The following is a 25,810-nucleotide window of genomic DNA, read 5'->3' as shown; positions in this document are numbered from 1 at the left end:
ATACAAAGTATTAAGATAGAAAACCGAGTCAGAAATGACTCGTTTTTTTTTATGGATATAATTTAATGTAGAGACGCACCGCAGTGCGTCTAACCGCAGTTTTTCTACAAACTGATAATTGTCATTTCCTGTTCAAATTCTTTTTCGTAATATTACTATTGTAAAATTTCTAGAATGAGAAAGATCAAATACAAGAAAGGACGCAAGCTGCAGCATGTTACATTAGAATATACAGGAACGCACAAAGAGCATGAAACTGAGATGCAACTTTTTGTCTACGATGATAATGATGTTGTTGAGTATGATAAGTTTACAGTACTTGCCCTTAATTCTTGTTTTGATTACACTAAAAACAATTGGCTTAATATTCACGGTTTAAACGATATCAATCTGATAAAAACGATTGGAACTCATTTTAAGCTTGATGATTTCCTTCTTGCCGATATTTTAAATACAACTAAAAGAACGAAGTTAGAAGAACAGCAAAATGTTTTATTCTTCAATATAAAATCTCTTTTGCCTTCTGAATATTCAGATAATATTAGTGTAGAACAAATTAGTTTTATTCTAAAAGAAGGTATTCTGATTTCTTTTCAGGAAAAACGAAGTGATTTCTTTACACACATTCGCGAGCGTCTTCGCACGCATGCAGGAATTGTGAGAACCAAAAAAGTAGATTATCTCTTGTATTTGCTTTTAGACGCTGTGATGGAAAACTTCTACATTACCATTGAAGATGAAGAAGATAAAATAGAGGAATTAATCAATTTAACCAAAAAAGGAGCCGATCCTGTTATTTTAGAAAAAATTGAAAATCATAGGGATAACTTTAATTTTTTAAAACGTTCGATCGTGCCTTTGAGAGATTCGTTATATTATCTTAAAACAATTAAAGATGATGATGAAAATAACGGTCTTATACAAAAGGAAACGTTTAATTTTTTTATCAGACTGCATCAAAAGAGTCTGGAGCTTTTAGAACAAATTGAATCGGATATGAGTGCTTTAGAAAGTGCTTCAAATTTTTATTTTTCGGAGCAAAGCCGAAAAATGAATGAAATCATGAAAACGCTAACTATCATTTCGGCAATATTTATTCCATTAACTTTTATCGTTGGGGTTTACGGAATGAACTTTGAAAATATGCCAGAGCTCAAAACAGAAAACGGCTATTTTGTGGTTATGGGAATTATGTTTTTACTTGTAATAGGCTTAATTGTTTATTTCAAGAAAAGGCGTTGGTTTTAACGTTTGTTTCAGCATAAAAAGAATTGAAATATCTAATTTTGTTATTTAGAATAAATATAAATAATTATGAGTAAAGCAATATATATAGCCACTAGCGATCACAATAGTGGGAAATCAATTATCACGCTCGGTTTGATGAGTATTCTGATTGGTAAAACAGCCAAAGTAGGATATTTTAGACCTATAATTGAAGATTTTGTAGATGGCGAAGTGGATAATCATATTGAGACAGTATTGTCTTATTTTAACCTTGATATTCAGTTTGAAGATGCTTACGCAATTACCAAAAGCAGATTAATCAAGAAAAAGAATAAAGGAAAAATAGGAGAGGTCTTAGATACCATTATTGAAAAATATAAAAAGCTCGAAGAACGTTTTGACTTTGTTTTGGTTGAAGGAACAAGCTTTACGGGAGAAGGAACTTCTATTGAACTTGATTTAAATGTCCTGATTGCCAAAAACCTCGGAATTCCAACAATAATTGTCGGTTCGGGCGTTGGTAAAACTTTAGAAGAACTTTTAGACAGTTTGTATTTGGTTTACGATTCTTTCAAAGTAAAAGAAGTTGAAGTTTTATCAGTTTTTGCGAATAAAGTTCAGCCAGAAAATATCGAACTGGTTACAAATAGTCTTAAAAAGACTTTACCTTCAAATGTTTTAATTAATACGATTCCGCTGATTTCGAGTTTGAATAATCCGACGATGCAGGAAATTGTGAACGAATTGAATGCTAAGGTTTTATTTGGGGAAAACTATTTAAACAACGAGATTGGTCATTATAGTGTTGGAGCAATGCAACTTCATAATTATCTGGTTCATTTACATGACAATGCTTTGGTAATTACGCCTGGCGATCGTTCTGATATTATTTTAGGAGCTTTGCAAGCGAATGAATCGGCCAATTACCCAACAATTTCTGGAATTATTCTAACAGGAAATATTGTTCCTGAAGAAAGCATTTTGAAACTTATCGAAGGACTTTCTGCCATAGTTCCAATTATTGCCGTAGATGGTGGAACGTATCATATTACCAATAAAATTGGTTCAATTAAATCTGAGATTTACGCTAACAATACGCATAAAATTGAGACTTCTATAATTACGTTTGCAAAATATGTTGATAATGATGCTTTATCTGAACGATTAATCACTTTTGAAGCAGAAGGTATGACGCCGAAAATGTTTCAATATAACATGGTTAAAAGAGCTAAACAGCACAGAAAACATATTGTACTCCCAGAAGGAAATGACGATCGAATTATTACTGCGGCATCTCGATTGTTAGATATGGATGTGGTTGATATTTCTATTATTGGAGATAAAAAACAAATCGAAAGTAAGGTTGTAGAACTCGGAATTACATTTGATTTTTCTAAAGTAAATATCATCAATCCAAAAGAATCTGAACTTTACGAAGATTATGCCAATACCTATTACGAGCTTAGAAAAGCTAAAAACGTAAGTATTACAATGGCAAGAGATTTGATGGAAGACGTTTCGTATTTCGGAACGATGATGGTTTATAAAGGACATGCAGATGGAATGGTTTCTGGTGCAGCACATACTACGCAACATACAATTTTACCAGCACTGCAATTCATTAAAACAAAACCAAATTCATCTGTGGTTTCTTCTGTATTTTTTATGTGTTTAGAAGACCGAGTTTCTGTTTTTGGTGATTGTGCCATTAATCCAAACCCGACAGCAGAACAATTGGCAGAAATTGCCATTTCTTCTGCAGAATCAAGTTTAGCTTTCGGAATTGAACCTAAAATTGCGATGCTTTCTTATTCTTCTGGCTCATCAGGAAAAGGAGATGAAGTAGATAAAGTTAGAACGGCAACAGCAATCGTAAAAGAAAAAAGACCAGATTTAAAAATCGAAGGGCCAATTCAATACGATGCAGCGGTTGATTTAACTGTTGGAAAAAGCAAAATGCCAGATTCTGAAGTCGCAGGGCAGGCAAGTGTACTTATTTTTCCGGATTTAAATACAGGAAATAATACCTACAAAGCCGTTCAGAGAGAAACTGGAGCATTGGCAATTGGGCCAATGTTACAAGGTTTAAACAAGCCAGTAAACGATTTGAGCCGTGGTTGTACAGTAGATGACATCATTAATACAGTGGTAATTACAGCGATTCAAGCGCAAGGAATGTAAATAGTTGTAAATTGTTAATGATCAATTATAAATTCCTTTTATAAAAATAAAATTAGTCTTAAGAAAAAAACTCAAAACCTTAGAATTTTAGCATCTTAGCACCTTTAAAAAAAATGAAAATACTAATTATAAACTCAGGAAGTTCTTCAATTAAATATCAATTAATGGTAATGCCAGAAAACGAAGTAATTTGCTCGGGAATGATTGATAGAATTGGTTTAGAAACATCAAATGTTACTTTTAAAACAGCGGCAGCTTCGCGCGAAGAAACACTTCCAATCCCGAATCATAAAGTAGGTTTGCAGAAAGTAGCAAATATGCTTTTAGATCCTGAAAAAGGAGTAATTAAATCTACTTCAGAAATTGCGGCCGTTGGACATCGTGTAGTACATGGCGGAAGTGATTTTAGTGATACAGTAAAAATTGATGAGAAAGTAAAAGCAAAAATCAAACAACTTTTTGAATTGGCGCCTCTTCATAATCCAGCAAATCTGGAAGGAATTAACGTAGCGGAAGAAATTTTCAGTTCGGCAGAACAAATTGCAGTTTTTGATACCGCTTTTCATCAAACAATGCCAGAAGTAGCTTATAAATATGCTATTCCAAATTATCTTTTAACAGAAAATAAAGTTCGTGTTTATGGTTTTCATGGAACAAGTCATAAATATGTTTCTGAAAAAGCAATTGGTTATTTGGAAAAGAATTCCAAAATAATTACCATTCATTTAGGAAATGGCTGTAGTATGGCAGCTATTAAAGACGGAAAATGTATCGATACTTCGATGGGATTTTCGCCTTCAAATGGGTTAATTATGGGAACTCGCGCTGGAGATATTGACCAATCTGTAGTTTTTTATATGATTAAAAATTTAGGCTACACTCCAGATGAGGTAAATGCAGTTTTACTAAAACAAAGTGGTATGCTTGGACTTACAGGTTACAGCGATTTGCGTGATATTGAAGCAGAAGCAGAAAAAGGAAATAAAGATTGTCAACTAGCATTGCATATGAACGCTTACAGAATCAGAAAGACTATTGGTTCTTATACAGCTGCTCTTAACGGATTGGATGCTATTGTTTTCACAGCTGGAATTGGAGAAAATTCATCTTACATGCGAAACTTAATTTGTACAGATATGGATTATTTCGGAATCGAAATTGACAAAGAAAAAAATCAAATTCGTTCTAAAGAATTAAGAGAAATTAATTCAGCAAATGCAATTGTAAAAGTCTTAGTAGTTCCAACTGACGAAGAATATGAAATTGCAAATCAGGTTTATCAATTGCTTGATAATTAGAATATTCGTATTTTATATAATGAAAGCTCCTTTATTTAGGAGCTTTTTTTATGCTTTTAGTTTAAGTTTTTTGTCAGTATCTTTGAATTTAAAAACGAAATATCTTGAAATCGATACTTTTAAAATCTCTTTTCTTCTTTTTCATTGCTTTACAGCTTCAAGCACAAGAATTACTTCCATTTGTCGAAAATTACAGCAAATCAGATTATCAAGGTGATAATCAAATTTGGAATGTCGTGCAAGGAAAAGATGATGCCATGTACTTTGCCAATAATCATTATTTACTTCGTTACGATGGAGTAAAATGGGAAAAATATACACTTCCAAACAAAACTATTATTCGCTCAATTTTAATTGAAGGCGATAAAATCTATTCAGGTTCTTATAAAGAATTTGGTTATTGGTATAGAAAAGATGGAACAATGCATTATGTTTCGATAACTAAAAATCTAAGATTGTTTGATGAAAAAGATAATGAAGAAATCTGGAAAATTTTCAGATTTAATGGTTCGTTATATTTTCAATCTTTCAATGATGTTTTTATTTATAACGGAAAATCAATTAAGAAAATTAAATTTCCGTTTCTTATTTCATACTGTTTTGCAGTAGATCAAAATTTATATGTTGCTTCTGTTCAAGATGGAATTTTTAGAATGAAAGATAAACACATTGCCAATCCAAAAGGTTGGGATGTATTAAAAAAGACTGTTGTCCATGCTATCGAAAAATATCAGAACAAAACATACATTTTTACACAGAAAAAAGGTGTTTTTGTTGTGGATCAAAATCGTTTAAAAAGTTGGGACAATCCGATAAATGAGATGCTAAAATCTGCAACAATAAATGTTGCAAGATTTATTAAAGGAGAAAAACTGATTGTCGGAACTGGAAATCGCGGTATTATCATTTTAGATTTAAAAACCAATTCTTATAAAAACATCGAACGTGACAATGTTTTAATGAATAACTCGGTTTTGAGTTTAGGATTTGATAAGGAAGATGATCTTTGGGTTGGTCTCGATAATGGTATCGCGCATGTTGAGGTCAATTCTCCAATTTCTTTCTTTTATGACAATTCGGGTATTTTAGGCTCTGTTTATGCCGTTGCAACAATTAATAAAGGCTATTTGATTGCTTCAAATCATGGTATTTTCGAATATAGTGCCGGAAAATTTAATATGATGTCTAATACGCAAGGGCAGGGTTGGAATATTTCACTAATTGAAGGAAAATATATAATAGGTCATAATGATGGTACATTTTCATATGAGAATAATACTTTAACTAAAATCAATGGAGTTAGTGGTGGTTGGAATATGTCAAAAAGTAGCATAAACAATACTTATTTTCAATCTACTTACAGCGGTATTTTAGTTTACGATGATCCTTCCAATTTGTCTCATTATAAAATAATTAAGGATCTTGCAAAGCCTATTAAATATGTTGCCCAGAATAAAAAGAATGAAATTTGGGCAGCAGACAATTATCGTGGATTGTATCGTGTTTTATTAGATGATAATTATAATACTTTAAAAGTTGAAAATGTTACGCAACAAAGTAAAATCAAAAACGATTTTGGAATAAAGATTTTTGAGTTTAGAAAAGAAATTCTCTTTCTAATTAATAATGTTTGGTATACTTATAATTCAATTTCTAATAAACTAGAAGAAAATGATTTATTTAATGCAAGTTTTAAAAATGTAACAGATATCGTTTCTATAGATGAGGATCATTTTATGGTTTTACAAAACGGAATCTTATATCATATTTATGCAGAAGGCAACAAATTTATTTGGAATATTATTCAGGAAAAATATTATAAGGGAAAATTGATCAATGAAAATTTGAGAATTTTTAAAACAGCAAATGATTATTTGTTTAATCTCGATGACGGATTTATTTCTTTAAAACTTCAGTATGAAAATAAGCAAAATTCGAAAGTTGAATTAGAAGCTTTTAGTAATGATGTTTTAATTCCGAATGAATCAAAAATAAAATTCAATACCGAATTAAAGATTAATGTTATTTCTGGAATTTATGGAGCTAGTAAGCCTAATTTGTTTTATAAACTAGATAAGAGTAAAGAATTTGTTCCAATTTCTGATGGATTAATAATTTTGAACAATTTAAGTAGCGGTTATCATTCGGTACAGATATTTAAACACGATGGTGCAACTTACGACAAAGTTTTATCTTATAAGTTTAAAGTTGCCGAACCTTGGTATTTTTCTTTTTGGATGATCCTTCTTTATTTGCTAATTATTGGTGCCGTTTTATTCTTTTACTATAAATGGAATAAACTTCGTTATATGCAAAAATTAAAACTACAGGCAGAAGAATTAAAACATCAGAGAGAGATTCTAGAAATGGAATTGAAAAAAGAGAATGAACTTAATATTCAGGAATACGAAAAACATATTTTAGAACTAGAACTGCAAACAAAATCTTCTGAGGTCGCTGGTAAATCATTGTCAATTGCCAAACAAACAGAGATGATTGATAAAATTCAGACAATTTTAGAAACTGAGAAAGATTTCAGCAAACTTAAAAACGAAATCAAAAAAGCTATAAAGATTAATGAAGTGAATAAACACGAGTGGGAAATATTTGAAACCAATTTAAATCAAATTCACAACGAGTTTATTATTAATCTTTCTAAGAAATATCCGCACTTGACTCCAAAAGATATTAAATTATGCGTTTATCTTAAAATGAACCTGTCTTCTAAGGAAATTGCACCTATGATGAACATCTCTTTTAGAGGTGTAGAACTGCATAGATATCGTCTAAGAAAGAAATTAAACCTCACTCAAGACGAAAACTTGTCGAAATTTTTATTAACTCTGTAAGTTTTGATTTTGTTTTTTACATAATTTGTATTTTTCAATATCATTTTTTATATAATTACCATACATCATTACTACATCATAATGATATGTTAAATAATTTTTATTAATATTTAAAGTGTTGATTTTGATTTGTTTAAATGTAAAATTTAACATAATGATGTAGCTATGTTGTAGTGGTATTTGATGTACTACAACGTTGTAATTGTTTAATTTGGCTCTACTAACTTAAACGATTACGTACTGTATGAAAAATTTTATTTTTAGCTTTTTAGCACTCTTGTTGCTGCCTACATATATGATGGGGCAGGCACAAGTAATTAAAGGGAAAGTATTAGACAGTAGTGGAATGGGTGTTCCGGGTGCTATTATTAGTGCTTCAGAATCTAGAACTTCTGCTGATGCCGACTTTGATGGTAATTTTACCATTAATGCTAAAGTTGGAGAGACCTTAAAAATCTCCATGCTTGGTTTTGACTCTGTTTCTGTACCAGCAACGGCAGGAGCAATGACAATTACTTTAAAAGAATCGGGTGATACCGCTTTAAAAGAAGTAGTAGTTATTGGTTATGGTACTAGAAAAAAGGTAGATAATACTACTGCAATTTCTTCTATAAAAGCAGAAGATATCACAAAAACTAAAGTTATTAATGCTTCTCAAGCTATTCAAGGTAAAGCTGCTGGGGTGCAAGTAACTGCTTCAGATTTACCAGGAAGTACACCTTCTGTAGTAATTAGAGGTTTAGGTACTGCTTTAGGAGGTAGATCTCCATTATATATTGTTGATGGTATGGCAACAGAAAACATCAATAATATTAATGCTAATGATATTACTTCTTATGATATCTTAAAAGATGCCTCTGCATTAGCTATTTATGGTACAAGAGCAGCAAACGGGGTTATCATTATTACAACTAAAAAAGGTAAAGGTGATAAAGTTTCTGTAGAAGTTGAAAGCTTTGGTGGTGTAAGAACGCCGCTGAAAAGAGTAAAAATGGCTGGTAGTAATAAATATGCTCACTACACTAATTCAGCTTTACAATCAACAACTTACTCTCAAGATCAGCCTGTTAATACAGATTGGTTTGACGAAATTACAAGAACAGGAAGTTATACTCAAAATAACGTATCTGTTTCTGGAGCAACGGAAAGTGTAAAATACTTTTTCAGTTTAGGTAATTATGAAGAAAAAGCTGTTTTAAACGGTTTAGATTTCGGACGTACTACTTTTAGAAACAATAATGAATACAAGATTTCTAAAAAACTGACATTAACTCAAAACTTCAGTTTAACGTCTACAAAATCAACTCCAAAACCTTTGTCAGCTTTTACAAATGCTTACAAACAATCTCCTGTAGTTCCAGTGTTTTTTCCTGATGGAAAATATGGAGTTGCACGTGTTGGTGACAATGGTTTTGCAAGTGAAACAGGATCTGCAATTAATAACGTTGGAAACCCAGTGGCTCAGTTGGATTTCTTCGACGAACAACAGCGCAGTATTACATTGCAAGGAGGTCTAAAATTAGATTATGAAATTTTACCTTCTTTAAAATTCACATCTCAATATAATGGTGAGTATTATACTTGGAAAAATTATAACTACAGCGATACTAAAAATATTTGGGTAGCAGCAAATCCTGACAGACAGGCTAGTGAATATGAGCAATTATTTCCTAATGCAAATATCAATTCATTAACAAAAGGAAGAGAAGAATATTATAACTGGAGTTTGTCAAACTACTTGACTTACAATAAAGTATTTAACGAAATTCACGATGTGGAAGTTACCGCGGGTGTTGAAACATACGTTAAGGGTGCAAGAGAAAAATTGACAATAGTTAGAAAGAATGTAAATTCAGATTCTAATTACTGGGCTCTTAAGGATAATGAATATGCTACAAACATAGTAAGTTATAAAGATGAGGTTTTTAACGAAACTAAATTAGCTTCTTACTTAGGTCGTTTCCAATATAAATTATTAGATAGATATTTATTTACTGGAACTGTTAGACGTGACGGATCTTCAAACTTTGCAAAAGACTACCGTTGGGGAACTTTCCCTGCGCTTGGTGCTGGATGGGTAATTTCTAAAGAAAAATTCTTAGCAGACTCTAAAGGAATCAATTTATTGAAATTAAGAGGAAGCTGGGGTAAATTAGGTAATCAAAATGTACCACTTAATAGTCAAGGATATACTTCAGGACTTAATGCATATTTAGGAGGTTCTATCTTGCTTGATGGAACTACAATTACATCACAAATCGATCCAAGTTTATCTTGGGAGATTACAGAAGAATCTTCTGTAGGTTTAGATTTTGAATTCTTAAACAGCAGATTAAAAGGATCTTTTGATGTGTATGACAAAAATACAAACAACGTAATTTTAAATACAAAACCTTATTTTACATCTGGAATTACAGCTGCATCACCAGCTCACGTTGGAGAAGTATCTAACAAAGGTTATGAGATTTCATTACGTTGGGATGACAAAATTGGAGAAAACTTTAGCTACTATATCGGTGGTAACTTTTCTAACAACAAAAACGAACTTACAGGTTTGAAAAATGTAGTACTATCTCCAGTTATTGGTGGTGGATTAGGAAATGGTCAAGACACAAAATTACTTGACAATACAACTGTAGGTCAGCCATTAGGAAGTTTCTACATCTATGAATATGCTGGTTTTGATCCTGCAAATGGACAAATGTTATACTATAATGCAGCAGGAGATAAAGTAACTCAAGATGCATTAAGCGCTACAGCTGATAAAAAATATGTTGGTTCAAGTTTACCAAAATCTAACTATGGAGTTTCTTTAGGATTTGTTTACAAAAACTTTGATTTCTCTGTTGATGGATATGGTACTTCTGGAGCAAAAGTGTATAACGGTAAAAAAGCACAGCGTTTCTCTGGTGAAAACATTGAAAACTCTCTTGCTACAGATTTCTGGACGTTAAACAATACAACGGCTTCAAATCCTGCACCATTTAATCAAGTACCAGTTGCTTCTACATACTACCTAGAGTCTGGTGATTTCTTTAGAGTTAACAACATTACTTTAGGTTACAAATTACCATTACAAGGAGATGGATTTGTAAATGCATGTAGAATTTACATAAATGCAATTAACCCATTTATTACACAAAAATTCTCAGGATTTTCTCCAGAGTTAAATGGAGACGGAAATCCTTACGGAACTCAGGGAGTAGAGCTGGATGCTTATCCAACTTTAAGATCATTTGTAATTGGTGCTAATTTAAAATTTTAATATTATGAAAAAGATATATATAGCAACGTTTGTATTATCATCATTGTTTTTTACGGGGTGTGCAGACGACTATCTAGATGTAGATCAAACAGAATCTATTTCGACAGACGATACAGAACTGTTTAATAATGAAGCAGGAGCTGCTCAGTTTGTAACAGCAATCTACAATAAGTTTTTAAATTGGGATATGACTTCTTTTGGATGGATTGGTCTTTCAAGTATCACTTCTGATGATGCTGACAAAGGTTCTTCTCCTGGAGATACTGGAACAGATAAAGATGTATTGGACGCCTTGACTTACAACGCTTCTAATCCTTCTGCAGAAAGTACTTTTATTGCTAATTACGATGGAATCAACAAATGTAATCAGGCATTAAATATGCTTCCAAAATTGGATAAAGTTGATGCAGCTTTAAGAAACAGACTAGCTGGTGAAGCTAAGTTTTTAAGAGCATTTATGTATTTCACTTTGGTAAAATGTTACGGAGGTGTTCCAATTGTAGACCATTTACCTGTTCCAGGTTCAGATGCTGACAGAATTATGCAGTTAACACGTAAAACTGCTCCTGAGGTTTATGCATTTATTGAAAGCGATTTAGCTGATGCAATCGCTGCATTACCAGAAAAAACTGCTTATTCTGCAAATGAAAAATCAAGAGTTTCAAAAGGTGCTGCTTATGCATTGTTAGCAAAAGTAAGTTTGTACCAGAAAAAATGGCAGCAAGTTGTTGATAACGCTAACAAAGTAACGGGTTATTCTCTTGTAGCTAATTATGCTTCTATGTTTAGAGCAAGTGGAAAATTTGATTCTGAATCTATTTTCGAAATCTATGCTCAAGGAGCTATACCTGCTAAAGGAATTGAAGGATATTCTAATACACAAGGCGCTCGTGGTACTGGTGGCTGGGGCTGGGGTTTCAATACACCATCTCAAAGTTTAGTAAATGCTTACGAAGCTAATGATGTTAGAAAAGCAGCAACAATCATTTTTAGAGGTTCAACTTTATACGATGGAAGAGTGGTGCCAAATACAGTTGAAAACGAAAGATACAACTATAAAGCGTATTCTTCAGCGTATACAGATGCATGGGAAACAGATGTTGATATTAAGTATTTGAGATTTGCTGAAGTGATCTTAATGAAAGCTGAAGCATTAAACGAATTAGGTCAAACTGGAGAAGCTATTCCTTTATTGAATCAAATTAGAAACAGAGCAGGTTTAGGAAATACTCCAGCAGCTTCACAAGCAGATGTTAGAATTGCAATCTGGAAAGAAAGAAGAGTAGAAATGGCTTTTGAACACGATAGATTTTTTGATTTAGTGCGCACAGGTCAAGCGAAAGCAGCTTTTGCTGTAGATGGAAAAACATTTACTGAAGGCAAAAATGAATTATTCCCTATTCCGGCGACATTCATTAAACAAGCAGACGGCTTATCAGCTCAAAATCCTGGTTACTAATCCTTAAAACTAATTAAAATGAAAAAAAATAAATCTATTTTATTACTTTCTTTAGCTTTAGCTTCAAAAATTTTTGTAAGCTGTGAGGATAGTATAGATAAAACTAACAGTCCAATTCCATACGAGTCAATTGGAGGATATGAGAATTCTGATGAAGTTGCAGCTACACATTTAGTTTCTAAATTTAGTTTCGACGGCACAATTGAAGATTCAAAAGGTGCGATTACTGGCGGAACAGGAACAAATGTTTCTTATGAAACTGGTGTAAAAGGAACTGCTTATAAAGGTTCTACAACTTCTTTTATTGCTTATAATAATGTAGCGAATTCTGTTGTAAATTTAAAGAACATTACGGTTTCTATGTGGATCAAAACTGATCCGCATACAGGAGGAGCTCAGTCATTGTATATGCTGCCTAAGAAAACAGATTTCTGGGGTAATATTTTTACTCTTATTGAAGGAACTGGTCCAGCAACTACAATGTTGATGAAAAATCATATTCAAAGAGATGTGACACCAAGTATTCCTTGGGCAGGTCAATTTATTGAACATGGAGGGACAAATCTTTTGCCTAATATGTTTGGTGCTTGGAAACATGTGGTTTGGTCATACAACGGAACAAGTTCTACTTACAGCTTATACATTGATGGCCAAAAAGTTGTTTTACCAACATCTATTTCAAAGAGGTATGCAAGCGATCCTGCTACAGGTGGTGGTCCTTTTGGAGAGTTGGCTAGTTCTGAAGTGTCAAAATTCATTATTGGAGGTTATCAGCAACATTTAGGTGCTCCTTGGGGGAATCCTGATGGTTGGATGCTACATTACACTGGTTTAATGGATGAATTCAGAATTTATGATTCTGCTCTTACAGATCCAGAAGTTACCGCTCTTTATAAATTAGAGAAAGATAAAAGATAAAGTTTTAAAAAAAACATACACCTGAATTGTATCGGGTGTATGTTTTAATTAATATAATTATAGAAATTGATAAAATGAAGTTAGGTTTATATATTATAATGTTTTTAAGTGCTGTTAGTTCATGTTCTTCTTCTTCATCTGAGGGAGGAAATACGGGAGGTACACCATTACCAACAAATCCAACAACGCCGACAAAACCGTTAACGGATACGGAAGCAATGGATCAAGTTCAAAAAGATGCAATTAAATATTTTTGGGAATATGCTGATCCAAATTCAAAATTGGCAAGAGAAAGATATCTTACAGAAGATCCAAATTTTGAGTCAAACATTATAACTACTGGAGGTTCTGCATTTGGATTAATGAGTATAATTGTAGGTGTAGAAAGAGGTTTTTTACCAAGAACAGAAGCTGTTTCTAGACTTACTACAGCATTAAATTTCCTTGAGAAAGCAGATAGATTTCATGGTGCTTGGTCACATTGGATGGATAATACTTCTGGTAAAGTTATACCATTTGGTACAAAAGATAACGGTGGAGATTTAGTAGAAACTTCTTTTGTTTGTCAAGCTTTAATTACGATTAGAGAATACTTTAAAAACGGAAGTACAACTGAAAAAGAATTAGCATCTAAGGCTGATGAACTTTGGAAAGGTGTAGAATGGGATTGGTATACAAGAGGTGAAAATGCATTGTATTGGCACTGGTCACCAAATTATGGCTGGGATATGAACTTCAAACTTGAAGGTTATAATGAGTGTTTGATTACTTACATTATGGCGGCTTCATCACCAACACATCCAATTTCGGCTGAAGCTTATCACCAAGCTTGGGCAAGAAGTGGCGCTATTGTAAATGGAGGTGTTCAATACGGAATTCCAGTTGTTTTAAGTTACAACGGAGCAGTTGGAAATGTTGGACCAATGTTCTGGTCTCATTATTCTTACTTAGGTTTAGATCCAAATAATCTAAAAGATAAATACGCAGATTATTGGCAATTGACACAAAACCATGCGAAAATTATGGTTCAATATAGTGTTGCTAATCCAAAAGGATTTAAAGATTATTCAGATAAATGTTGGGGATTAACAGCAAGTTATACTCGTAATCCTGATGGAACAACTGGTTATACTGCTCATCAGCCAAATAATGATAATGGAGTAATTTCTCCGACTGCAGCACTTTCATCTTTTCCATATACACCTGTAGAATCAATGAAGTTTTTACATTATTTGTATGATGAAAATAGAGCAAAATATGTTGGAATAGCGGGACCATACGATGCTTTTTCTCCACAGTATAATTGGGTGACGCCACGATATTTAGCAATTGATCAGGGAACTATTGCTCCTATGATTGAAAACTATAGAACTGGTTTGTTATGGAAATTGTTTATGAATGCATCAGATACAAAACAAGGTTTGAAAAAACTCGGATTTACTTCTAGTAAATACGGAATCTAATTCCCTTTTTAATGAAATATAAATTAGTTTTCATATTCCTGATATTTTCAATATTTGGTTTTAGCCAAAGCGAAACAACTGGGAAAATTAATACCGTTATAATTTCCAAATATGAGTTGGGTTATGAACTGCATCGTCCAGCGAATACCAAAGAAAAAAAGCCATTGATTGTTTTTATTTCTGGAGACGGAGAAAAAGGGACAGATATTGAAAAGGTTAAAATAAATGGACCATTTAAGTATTTAAAAACGCATCAACTAGATGCGTATGTTCTAGCTCCGCAATGTAAGGAAGATGAAAATTGGGATATAGAATCCATTTATCAGTTGATTCAAAAAGTTCAGAAAGAGAATAAAATTGATTCAGAAAGAATATATGTTACTGGTTTGAGCTCAGGAGGTTGGGCTTCGTGGAATTTGGCTTTTGCACATCCGGATCTATTTGCAGCAAACGTACCTGTCGCTGGTTTTGTAGATTTAATTCAGTTAGAGCACGCTTGTGAAATAGCCAATATTCCGACCAGAATTTTCCACGGATTGTTAGACGATGTGGTAAATGTGGATTATGCAATCACGATTTACAAAGAATTGAAAAAATGCAATGCAAAAGATGTAAAGCTGACCATTTTTGATGATGCTAATCATGACAGCTGGACAAGAGTGTATGATAATCAAGCAATCTACGACTGGATGTTTCAGCAGAAAAAAACGAATACAAACAAATAAATAGAATAGAATGAAATCACTTTGATTCAAATGAAAAACTGAACGAAGAAAAGTGATTCCATGTTCCGATTAAAAACAAATATTAAATACACATGAAAAACAAATTAGTCTTGCTTTTTTTAGGATGCGCTGTTTTGGGTTATGCTCAAAAGAAGCCTGCTAAAAATACAGTAAAAATTAAACCAAAGTCTGAATTTGTGGCGGAGTTAATGTCAAAAATGACTTTAGACGAGAAATTGGGTCAGTTAAACTTGCCAACATCTGGTGATATTACCACAGGGCAGGCAAACAGCTCAAATGTGGCAAAAAATATTGCTGAAGGTAAAGTGGGCGGTTTGTTCAACATTAAGTCAGTTCAAAAAATTAAAGAAGTACAGAAAATTGCGGTGGAGCAAAGCCGTTTAAAAATTCCGTTGCTTTTTGGTATGGACGTTATTCACGGTTACGAAACAACATTCCCAATTCCGTTAGGATTATCTTGTACTTGGGATATGGCTTTAATTGAAAGAAGTGCGCAAATCGCGGCAAAGGAAGCGAGTGCAGACGGAATCAACTGGACATTCTCACCAATGGTTGACATTTCTCGCGATCCAAGATGGGGAAGAGTTTCTGAAGGTTCAGGAGAAGATCCATATTTAGGAAGCCAAATCGCAAAAGCAATGGTTAACGGTTATCAGCAACGTGATCTTTCTAAAAATAATTCAATCTTAGCTTGTGTAAAACACTTCGCATTATATGGTGCTCCAGAAGGCGGGCGTGATTATAATACCGTAGACATGAGCCATATCAGAATGTTTAACGATTATTTTCCACCTTATAAAGCTGCTGTTGATGCTGGTGTAGGTTCTGTAATGGCTTCTTTCAACGAAGTTGATGGAATTCCTGCAACTGGAAACAAATGGTTAATGACAGATGTTTTAAGAAAACAATGGGGTTTCAAAGGTTTTGTAGTAACAGATTTTACAGGAATTCCTGAAATGATTCCACACGGAATGGGAGATCTTCAAGATGTTTCTGCTTTAGCATTAAATGCTGGCGTTGAAATGGATATGGTTGGAGAAGGTTTCTTAGGGACTTTGAAAAAATCTTTGGATGAGAAAAGAGTTTCTATTGAAACAATTGATAACGCAGTTAGACTTATTTTAGAAGCAAAATACGATTTAGGATTATTCCAAGATCCATATAAATATTGTAATGAGAAAAGAGCAAAAACTGAAATCTTTACAATGGATAGCAGAAAAGAAGCTCGTCAAATTGCAGCACAATCTTTGGTATTATTGAAAAACCAAAACCAGTTGTTGCCACTTAAAAAATCAGGTACAATTGGACTTATTGGACCATTAGCAGATGCTAAAGAAAACATGCCAGGAACTTGGAGTGTGGCTACTAAAATGGAAAATGCTGTTTCATTATTGAGAGGTATTAAAGAAGTGGCTGGAGCTGGAACTAAAGTTTTATATGCAAAAGGAAGTAACTTAGATTACGATGAAACTTTTGAAACTAATGCAACAATGTTCGGTAAAACATTACACCGTGATGCACGTTCAAAAGAAGATTTATTAGCTGAAGCTTTAAAAGTTGCTGAACAATCTGATGTAATTGTGGCGGCTTTAGGAGAATCTGCAGAAATGAGCGGAGAGTCAAGCAGCCGTACGAATTTAGAAATTCCACAAGCGCAAAAAGATTTATTAAACGCTTTATTAAAAACAGGAAAACCAGTTGTTTTAGTTTTATTTGACGGACGTCCGTTAGTAATTACTGATGAAGAAAAAACAGTTCCTGCAATTTTGAACGCTTGGTTCGCTGGTACAGAAGCGGGTTACGCAATTGCTGATGTTTTATTTGGAGATGTAAATCCTTCAGGAAAATTAACTTCAACTTTTCCAAGAAGCGTTGGACAACTACCAATTTATTACGCACACAAAAACACAGGAAGACCGCTTTCTAATACTGAAGGTAAATTCGAAAAATTCAGATCAAACTACATTGACGAAAGAAACGAGCCTTTATTTCCATTCGGATTTGGTTTAAGTTATACCACTTTCGATTATTCAAACATCAAAATTTCTTCTGATAAAATGAATGCATCTGGAAAATTGAAAGTAACTGTTGATGTAACAAATACTGGAAATTTTGACGGTAAAGAAACGGTTCAATTATACATTAGAGATTTAGTTGGTTCAGTAACAAGACCAGTTAGAGAATTAAAAGGTTTCCAAAAAATTGCTCTTAAAAAAGGAGAAAAACAAGCAGTAAGTTTTGATATTACTGTAGAGGATTTAAAATTTTATAACTCTGATTTACAATTCGTAGCAGAGCCTGGGCAGTTTGATGTTTTCGTTGGAGGAAATTCAAATGCCGACAAGAAAGTTAGTTTTGAGTTAACTAAATAGTTGGTTTATTGATTAGTGAAAAGCCCTTCGTATGGAGGGCTTTTTTTCTAAAATCACAAATCATTTTTGTAATTTTTAAACTACATTATTATGAATGTTATTAAAATATCGAGTTTAGCATTTCTTATTGCTTTCTCATCTTGCAATGCGCAAAAAAATGCCATCGTAGCCCATCGTGGCGCGTGGAAAAAGAATAATCTCCCAGAAAACTCAATAGCTTCTTTAAAGCATGCAATCGATTTAAAACTTCCAGGTTCAGAATTTGATGTTTGGAGAACAGCTGATGATTCACTTGTAATCAATCACGACGCGCATTTCAATAAATTGCTTATCGAAGAAACTAATTATGCTGATTTGATAAAATTCAAACTTTCTAACGGAGAAAAACTCCCAACATTACACGAGTATATTTCTGAGGGAATTAAAAACAATAAACATACTCTTTTAGTTTGCGAAATAAAACCTTCGGAAATCAGTAAAGAAAGAGGACAAAAAACTGCTGTAGCAGCAGTCGAAACCATTAAAAAATTAAAAGCCAATAAAAATACCTGCTACATCAGTTTTGATTATGATATTCTAAAGAAAATCAGAGAGATAGATCCAAAAACTTCTTTGCAATATTTAGAAGGAAATAAATCTCCAAAAGAAGTAAAAGCAGATAAAATTAACGGAGTCGATTATCACTATTCTGTATTTCAAAAACATCCAGAATGGATAAAAGAAGCCAAGGATAATAAAATTATCCTGAATGCTTGGACCGTAAATGAAGCAAAGGATATGGATTGGATAATTGATCATAAATTCGATTATATCACAACAAATGAACCCGAACTTTTAAAGGAAAGATTACAGGCAAAAAAATAATCTTTTTGACTTTATAAACTTAAAATCTAACCATGAAAAAAATATATAAGTATTTAACGCTGCCAATTTTTTTGATAACAATGTTTTTCAATCAAAATCTATTGGCACAAAAGTTAGGCAAAACGGAATGGTTTGATCCTAATAAACCTGCAACGACTTATTGTAATCCTATTAATATTGGATACAACTTTACAACCCACAATCATAACGGAATTCCAGAATCTCGTCGTTCAAGCGCAGATCCAGTTATTATAACTTATAAAGGTGAATATTATTTATTTGCAACAAACCAAGCAGGTTTCTTTTGGAGTAAAGATATGTCAGATTGGAATTTTGTTTACGGAAGTTTCCAAAGACAACCAGGCGACGACGATCAATGCGCGCCAGCTGCTTGGGTGGTAAACGATACTTTATTTTATGTAGGTTCAACTTGGAAAAGAGATCATCCAATCTGGAAAACGGCTGATCCAAAATCAGGAAGATGGACACGTCATGTAGATAAAGCAATGCTTCCAACTTGGGATCCAGCAATTTTTCAAGACGATGACAAAAAAGTATACATGTACTACGGTTCAAGCGGAAAATTACCGCTTGTTGGAGTAGAAGTAGACTATAATACTTGGCTTCCAAAAGGAAATCAAGCTGATTATGCTGAATTGTATAAAGCAACTGAAGTTGAGGATATTCAAAAAGTTTACGGACAAGTTAAGGAAGTGGCAATTTTAGATCCTTCTGCTCACGGATGGGAACGTTTTGGACCAAACAACGATATGGAACCTGCACCTTGGGGAAATTTTATTGAAGGAGCTTGGATGACCAAACACAACGGAAAATATTACATGCAATATGGTGCGCCTGCAACCGAGTTTAAAGGTTATGCAAATGGTGTTCACGTAGGTGATAATCCGTTAGGGCCATTTACGTATCAAAAACACAATCCGATGTCTTATAAACCAGGTGGATTTGTAATTGGTGCTGGACACGGAAATACTTTTGCAGATAATTACGGAAATTACTGGAATACAGGAACGTGTAAAATATCTATAAAAGATCGTTTTGAGCGTCGTATTGATATGTTTCCTGCTGGATTTGATAAAGATGATGTAATGTATTCTATTACTTCTTATGGCGATTTTCCAATTGTATTACCAACAAGTGAACGCGATCAAACTAAAGGCGCTTCATCAGGATGGATGCTACTTTCCTATAAAAAACCTGTAATAGTTTCTTCTTCTGAGGAATGTATGGAAGTCGAAACACACAGAATGGATAATGGTGGTAAAAAAGTCTATGAGAAATTCTGTTACGGTCCTGAAAATTTAACAGATGAAAATATTCAAACATATTGGTCTGCTAAAACAAGCAATCCGGGCGAATGGCTTCAAATGGATTTGGGAAGATCAATGGAAATAAACGCTTTGCAGATTAATTACGCAGATCATAAAGCGACGCAGTATAATAAAGCGATGGATATTTATTATCAATATAAAATATTCATGTCTGATGATGCTGTAAATTGGACTTTGGTTGTAGATAAATCTAAAAATGATAAAGATGCACCTCATGATTATGTAGAACTTACAAAGCCTTTTAAAGCGCGTTATATCAAAATGGAAAACATTCATAACGCTTCAGGTTTATTTGCAATTTCAGATTTCAGAGTTTTTGGAAACGGATTGGCTTCAAAACCAAAAGCAGTTGCTTCTTTCAAAGTAGATAGAAATAAAGCCGATTCTAGAAACGCAATGATTTCTTGGAAAAAACAAAGTGATGCCATTGGCTATAATATTTATTACGGAATTACGCCAGATAAATTATACAACAGCATTATGGTTTATGGTGATAATAATTATGATTTTAGAGGTTTAGATAAAGGAACAAAATATTATTTTACCATTGAAGCTTTTAATGAAAATGGTATCGGAACAAAAAATAAGATTATCGAAGTAAAATAATTTTTATTTGATGAATCTGTAAAAGCTCCTGTTGCAAATTGAAGAATTTGTAATAGGAGCTTTTTTTTTGAGAAAAGGTTTAAGAAAAAGCTTTCGAACTGTCTTAAATTTTGTTCCTTTGTGAATATGCTGAATAGCAGATTAAACTCCAAAAATTACTAGAAAAACTATGAAAAAAACGATTCTTTTAACTGCTTTAGTTTTAAACGGATTGACATCTTTTGCCCAGTCAAACGATGAAAAAAACATCAAATTATTTTACAAAAAAGCATTAACCGAGGCAAAATGTTATACTTGGTTAGAATATTTATCTAACGATATTGGCGCTCGTTTATCTGGATCTAAAGGAGCAGAATTAGCTGTAGATTACACTAAAAGACAATTAGAAAGTCTAGGACTTGATAAAGTGTATCTGCAAGAAGTTATGGTGCCTCATTGGGTTCGTGGAGAAAAAGAAACGGCTTATATTTTAAATGGAAAAGAAAAAACTGTTGTTCCAATTTGTGCATTAGGAGGTTCTGTAGCAACTCCAAAAACTGGTCTGACAGCAGAAATCATCGAAGTACAAGGAATTAAAGAATTAGCAGAATTAGGAGCCGATAAAGTAAAAGGAAAAATTGTGTTTTATAACAGACCAATGAATCCTGAAAACATTGAAACTTTTACTTCTTATGGAGCTTGTGTTGACCAAAGATATGCTGGAGCAAAAGAAGCTGCAAAGCTAGGAGCGGTTGGAACAATTGTTCGTTCTATGAATTTACGTTTAGACGATTTCCCTCATACTGGAGCTCAAAGTTATGGCGATCTTCCAAAAGCGCAATATATTCCAACAGCTGCAATTAGTACAAATGGAGCCGAATTGTTGAGTAAATCATTAAAAGTGAATCCTGCATTGAAGTTTTATTTCAAACAGTCTTGCGAAACTTTGCCAGATGCTTTGTCTTATAACGTAATTGGAGAATTGACAGGAACTGTAACACCAGAAAATATTATGGTTGTTGGAGGACATTTAGATTCTTGGGATTTAGCAGACGGTTCTCATGACGATGGAGCAGGAGTGGTGCAGAGTATGGAAGTAATCCGTATTTTAAAAAACTTAAATTACAAACCTAAAAATACGATTCGTGTTGTTTTGTTTATGAATGAAGAAAACGGTGGAAAAGGCGGTGCTAAATATGAAGAAGTTTCTAAGCAAAAGAAAGAAAACCATATTTTTGCCTTAGAGAGTGATTCAGGCGGATTTTCACCACGTGGATTTTCAATTGAAGCTGATGATGTTAATTTGAAAAAAATTCAAGCTTATAAAGATCTTTTCGAACCTTATTTGGTTCATAGTTTTACAATTGGACATGCAGGTTCAGATATTAGCCATTTAACTTCTCAAGCTATTGTAAAAGCGGGATTAAAACCAGATTCTCAACGTTATTTTGATTATCACCACGCAGCAAACGATAAGTTTGATGCTATTAACAAAAGAGAGTTAGAACTTGGTGCAGCAACAATGACTACTTTAATGTACTTATTAGATCAAAACGGAATCGAGATTAAAAAAGCAAATTAAGATTTTTAAATAAAATTTTAGAAAGCCATAAGTTTTTACTTGTGGCTTTTTTTTGATTACGATTTAAAATCAATATTTCATTACAATCAAATAATAAAAAAATGTAATTGGAATATTTGAAACCAGAATAATGATTTTTATACCAATATCTTTTCGCTGGAGTGGTAAATGAATAAACTTTTCAACTAAATGGACAAACATTATCAGGTTTACAATAATTGAAAACAAAGCAAACGGCCACGCAATAACCAAAACAGTAGCATTTTCTTTAGAAATTATATAAAACAGAAACAAAAGTGTAGTGATAATAAAGGTGCCAATTGCTAATTCAGTTGACTGTTTTTCTTCAAAAGTTTTAGAAATCTTTTGCATGATTTAAATATTAAAAGTTTGTTGAATAGTTTGTATAGGTTGATAAAGCATTCTCGAGAAATCTAGATAATGAAACGAATGCGCTTTTTTGCCTCTTTTATATTGTCGAATGAAGTAGTTTATTCGCTTCGGATAAAAAATTGTTCCCGTTAGAATTACCATGTACAGGTATAAACTTCTTTTTCCGTTTCCAAATAAATAATACTGCATTCCGATTTCTTCGTAAACTGAAACCCCTGTATTTGTTAAAACATGAATAATATCGTGATCCTCCAGTTTTTCCTGAATATCAAAATGATTTTTGAAGAGAAAATTACCCAAACCAAATCCTAAGCTTTCCTCGGGATAATTCATCAATTTAGATTTATCAATATTCCAAGGTTCGTTTTTCTTGAAAAATTTTTGATAGGGTTTCTTAGAAAATTCATACAGTTTTTCAATTAAAAAATCTCTCATAAAATATATTTTAAAAGTTCTTTGAAATTCAAAGTAATTAATCAAATAAAAAAAGCTAGAAAAAATCTCGACTAGCTTTTTATGTATATTTAATAAGTGTCTATTACAGTTTTCAATAAATTAGAATCGGCAAGATCGGAAGGAGCAACGACTTTTTCTTCTAGCGGAATATCATTTCCATAACGTTCTTTCAATATTTTCTGAACTCTAGAATCTTCTAAATTAAAATCTTTCAACTCACGCAATTTTGACAATTCAATTCCAGCGGCATTTTTGTAAATCTTCCAAATCAATTCGGAACAATAAATTCTATTGTCCGTCCATTCAAAATAAGCGTCATATTCCTTGCCATCAAACTGCTGGCTGTATTCTTTCATTTTTTCTATAATCTGTGAGTTTAAAGCGCTTTCATCTTTTAACCTTTTAACGACGTATTTATTATCCCTTCCATGTTTGATCCAATCTTCAATTGGAGTCAGTTTTACTGGTTGAACTGCTTCAAAAACAAACCATTTTCCGTTAATATCATAAATAATTCCGCAATGCGAAAACTTTGATTTTGTGGCAATACGCACCGCTTCGCACTGTTTTGATTCTGAAGTTTGAAAAATAACATCACCGTCTTTAAATTTACTAGCAACTACTTTTTCATTTTTTGTTCCCGTAAACGGATTATTAGGAAAAACTTTGATAGCGACAAATAATGCGCATGCAAAACTTAAGATAAAAGTAATCAGCGGAAATAAAATTTTTTTCTTTTTCATAAAGTATAATTTAAAGTACTTTGAGATACAAAGTAAATAATAAAAAAAATAGCTGCCAAATAAAATGACAGCTATTTTTAAATATATTTTTAGCAAATATTAGATTCTAAAGATACCTCCAACTGCAATAATTCGTTGAAAATAAGTAAAGTGTTGAGAAGCTTTGTCTTCATTGCTTGTTGTAGTTTTAATATCTGGCATATTAATATAACCACCTTTTAACTCTCCTTGAACATAAAAATGTTTAAAAAAGGTAATGTTTAAACCCGCTTTTGCAGAAACACCATAACCAGAAACGTGAAAATCATCATGACGTTCTTTTCCTAAAAGAGTAGTATTTGTTTTTGGATATAAAATACCAGCTCCTAATCCTTCAGTTAAGTTAATTTGAACTTTATCAATATTTGGCAATCCAAACCATTTTGAAATATCATCAAATCTCGCCACCTCAGTATTAATGTAGTTCAAACCATCAGTATGCTCATACATTAAAAATGCAGGACCATTTGCAGGAATTTCACCATTATCATAACCACCTTCTTTAGCTCCGCCTTGCGACATATCTACAGGTCTATTATTGTATTCGCCGTTGTAAATCGATCCAGGATCATTTGTAGGTAAATTAATAGTTCCGTTAACATTTGCAGTTTGATTTTGCGACATTACATATTTCATGTGGTCAACACCAATTGTAACAGTATAATGATCGCTAAAAAAATAACCTAATCTCAAATTGGTTTGAGGAATAGTCATGTTAGCAGGATTAATGTAATCAACATGCCAGCCTTTTGGTTTATCATGAGCTGCCATATTTTCAACTGTAAAGTTGTAATCCTTTCCTCTGAAATTTACATCAGATTTAGAATAACTTTCTCTGTTTCCACCCCACATTACAAAGAATTTTCCTTTATTGTGCGCAGCGTATTTTTGTACTGGAATTTCCTCCTGAGCAAATGTGTTTAAAGAAACACAAGTCAGTAAGAAAAATAAAAATTTTGTTTTCAAAGAACTTAAGTATTATAAAATTAAAATGCGTTAACTGTTTTTCTGATAGCAACTAACTTGTTCATTAAACCTTCAAAATAGTCTAAATGAAGCATATTTGCACCATCACTTTTTGCATTAGCAGGATCAAAATGCGTTTCGATAAAAATACCGTCAACACCAACTGCGATTCCAGCTTTAGCAACGGTTTCGATCATATCTGGTCTTCCGCCCGTGACTCCAGCAGTTTGATTTGGCTGTTGCAAAGAATGCGTTACATCCAAAACTGTAGAAGCATATTGCTGCATAGTAGGAATTCCTCTAAAATCAACAATCATGTCTTGGTAGCCAAACATAGTACCACGATCTGTAACCATAACATTTTCATTATTACAGTCTAATACTTTTTGTACAGCATGTTTCATGCTTTCTGGACTCATAAATTGTCCTTTTTTCAAGTTTACCACTTTTCCTGTATTTGCCGCAGCAACAACAAGATCTGTTTGGCGAACTAAGAAAGCAGGAATTTGTAAAACATCTACATATTGAGCTGCCATGTCGGCATCTTCGTTAGTGTGAATATCTGTAACAGTTGGAACATGAAATGTTTCTGAAACTTTTCTTAAGATTTTTAATGCTTTTTCGTCACCAATTCCAGAAAAACTATCAATTCTAGAACGGTTTGCTTTTTTAAAAGATCCTTTAAATACATAAGGAATCTGAAGTTTGTCGGTAATGCCAACTAATTTTTCAGCAATACGCAACGCCATTTCTTCTCCTTCGATAGCACAAGGCCCCGCCAATAAAAAGAAATTCCCGCTGTCAGTATGCTTAATTTGAGGAATATGTTGTATGTTCATAATATGATTTTTTGACAGTGCAAAGGTAGTCATGATTTATGAGTTTAAGATGAAGATTTAAGATTATTTTATGAATCCCGATAGCCATCGGGACTGCTATCCGCTGTAATCTTTTTCTTAAAATCCTTTTTTTCTTTGGTTCTTGCAGGAGCTTCCGTTGGTCGCTCTACAAAAACCAGAAAAAATAGGCTTTTTCAAAAAAGGATTTCCGCTTCT

The 25,810-nt window shown here is 32.9% G+C and carries 18 protein-coding genes; 13 read left to right on the top strand and 5 right to left on the bottom strand.

The window, feature by feature from the left end; translation table 11 throughout:
* The first annotated feature begins 174 nt into the window (after window positions 1–174).
* The 13 genes from corA (at window position 175) to P0R33_RS03095 (ending at window position 22,158) form a co-directional block, all read left to right on the top strand.
* Window positions 175–1,248: a magnesium/cobalt transporter CorA gene (corA, locus tag P0R33_RS03155; protein WP_276174185.1), complete on the top strand. Its 1,074-nt coding sequence runs from the start codon at window positions 175–177 to the stop codon at window positions 1,246–1,248.
* Window positions 1,249–1,314: 66 nt separating this feature from the next.
* Window positions 1,315–3,408: a phosphate acetyltransferase gene (pta, locus tag P0R33_RS03150; RefSeq protein WP_276174184.1), complete on the top strand. Its 2,094-nt coding sequence runs from the start codon at window positions 1,315–1,317 to the stop codon at window positions 3,406–3,408.
* 113 nt (window positions 3,409–3,521) lie between these two features.
* A complete protein-coding gene (locus P0R33_RS03145) occupies window positions 3,522–4,706 on the top strand; it encodes an acetate kinase (RefSeq protein WP_276174183.1) in 1,185 nt (394 codons plus the stop codon).
* Between the two features lie 104 nt (window positions 4,707–4,810).
* Window positions 4,811–7,555, top strand: a complete 2,745-nt coding sequence (locus P0R33_RS03140; protein ID WP_276174182.1) for a histidine kinase — start codon at window positions 4,811–4,813, stop codon at window positions 7,553–7,555.
* A gap of 244 nt (window positions 7,556–7,799) precedes the next feature.
* Window positions 7,800–10,820 (top strand): SusC/RagA family TonB-linked outer membrane protein, encoded by a 3,021-nt coding sequence (locus P0R33_RS03135; RefSeq protein WP_276174181.1) that lies wholly within the window; start codon window positions 7,800–7,802, stop codon window positions 10,818–10,820.
* A 4-nt stretch (window positions 10,821–10,824) separates the two neighbouring features.
* On the top strand, window positions 10,825–12,279 hold the full coding sequence (locus P0R33_RS03130; protein WP_276174180.1) for a RagB/SusD family nutrient uptake outer membrane protein: 1,455 nt from the start codon (window positions 10,825–10,827) through the stop codon (window positions 12,277–12,279).
* An 18-nt stretch (window positions 12,280–12,297) separates the two neighbouring features.
* Complete coding sequence (locus tag P0R33_RS03125; protein ID WP_276174179.1) at window positions 12,298–13,197, top strand: LamG domain-containing protein; 900 nt, start codon at window positions 12,298–12,300, stop codon at window positions 13,195–13,197.
* 74 nt (window positions 13,198–13,271) lie between these two features.
* On the top strand, window positions 13,272–14,660 hold the full coding sequence (locus tag P0R33_RS03120; RefSeq protein WP_276174178.1) for a glucoamylase family protein: 1,389 nt from the start codon (window positions 13,272–13,274) through the stop codon (window positions 14,658–14,660).
* Window positions 14,661–14,671: 11 nt separating this feature from the next.
* On the top strand, window positions 14,672–15,385 hold the full coding sequence (locus tag P0R33_RS03115; protein ID WP_276174177.1) for a prolyl oligopeptidase family serine peptidase: 714 nt from the start codon (window positions 14,672–14,674) through the stop codon (window positions 15,383–15,385).
* 92 nt (window positions 15,386–15,477) lie between these two features.
* Window positions 15,478–17,778: a beta-glucosidase BglX gene (gene bglX, locus P0R33_RS03110; protein WP_276174176.1), complete on the top strand. Its 2,301-nt coding sequence runs from the start codon at window positions 15,478–15,480 to the stop codon at window positions 17,776–17,778.
* Between the two features lie 90 nt (window positions 17,779–17,868).
* Complete coding sequence (locus tag P0R33_RS03105) at window positions 17,869–18,642, top strand: glycerophosphodiester phosphodiesterase family protein (protein WP_276174175.1); 774 nt, start codon at window positions 17,869–17,871, stop codon at window positions 18,640–18,642.
* Window positions 18,643–18,674: 32 nt separating this feature from the next.
* A complete protein-coding gene (locus P0R33_RS03100) occupies window positions 18,675–20,597 on the top strand; it encodes a discoidin domain-containing protein (protein ID WP_276174174.1) in 1,923 nt (640 codons plus the stop codon).
* Window positions 20,598–20,766: 169 nt separating this feature from the next.
* A complete protein-coding gene (locus P0R33_RS03095; protein ID WP_276174173.1) occupies window positions 20,767–22,158 on the top strand; it encodes a M20/M25/M40 family metallo-hydrolase in 1,392 nt (463 codons plus the stop codon).
* 69 nt (window positions 22,159–22,227) lie between these two features.
* On the opposite strand, the gene P0R33_RS03090 is transcribed toward P0R33_RS03095, so the two are convergent.
* The 5 genes from P0R33_RS03090 to kdsA all read right to left on the bottom strand — a co-directional run bounded on the left by P0R33_RS03090 (window position 22,228) and on the right by kdsA (window position 25,594).
* Complete coding sequence (locus tag P0R33_RS03090; protein WP_276174172.1) at window positions 22,228–22,530, bottom strand: hypothetical protein; 303 nt, start codon at window positions 22,528–22,530, stop codon at window positions 22,228–22,230.
* A 3-nt stretch (window positions 22,531–22,533) separates the two neighbouring features.
* A complete protein-coding gene (locus P0R33_RS03085; protein WP_276174171.1) occupies window positions 22,534–22,986 on the bottom strand; it encodes a hypothetical protein in 453 nt (150 codons plus the stop codon).
* Between the two features lie 89 nt (window positions 22,987–23,075).
* Window positions 23,076–23,750, bottom strand: coding sequence for a YiiX family permuted papain-like enzyme (locus P0R33_RS03080; protein WP_276174170.1), 675 nt, complete (start codon window positions 23,748–23,750; stop codon window positions 23,076–23,078).
* 99 nt (window positions 23,751–23,849) lie between these two features.
* Entirely contained in the window at window positions 23,850–24,755 is a 906-nt protein-coding gene (locus P0R33_RS03075; protein ID WP_276174169.1) for a hypothetical protein, read from the bottom strand.
* A gap of 20 nt (window positions 24,756–24,775) precedes the next feature.
* On the bottom strand, window positions 24,776–25,594 hold the full coding sequence (gene kdsA, locus P0R33_RS03070) for a 3-deoxy-8-phosphooctulonate synthase (protein WP_276174168.1): 819 nt from the start codon (window positions 25,592–25,594) through the stop codon (window positions 24,776–24,778).
* Window positions 25,595–25,810: the final 216 nt, after the last annotated feature.

Source organism: Flavobacterium sp. YJ01 (assembly GCF_029320955.1).
GTDB lineage: Bacteria > Bacteroidota > Bacteroidia > Flavobacteriales > Flavobacteriaceae > Flavobacterium.
This window is presented reverse-complemented; position numbering and strand designations above follow the sequence as displayed.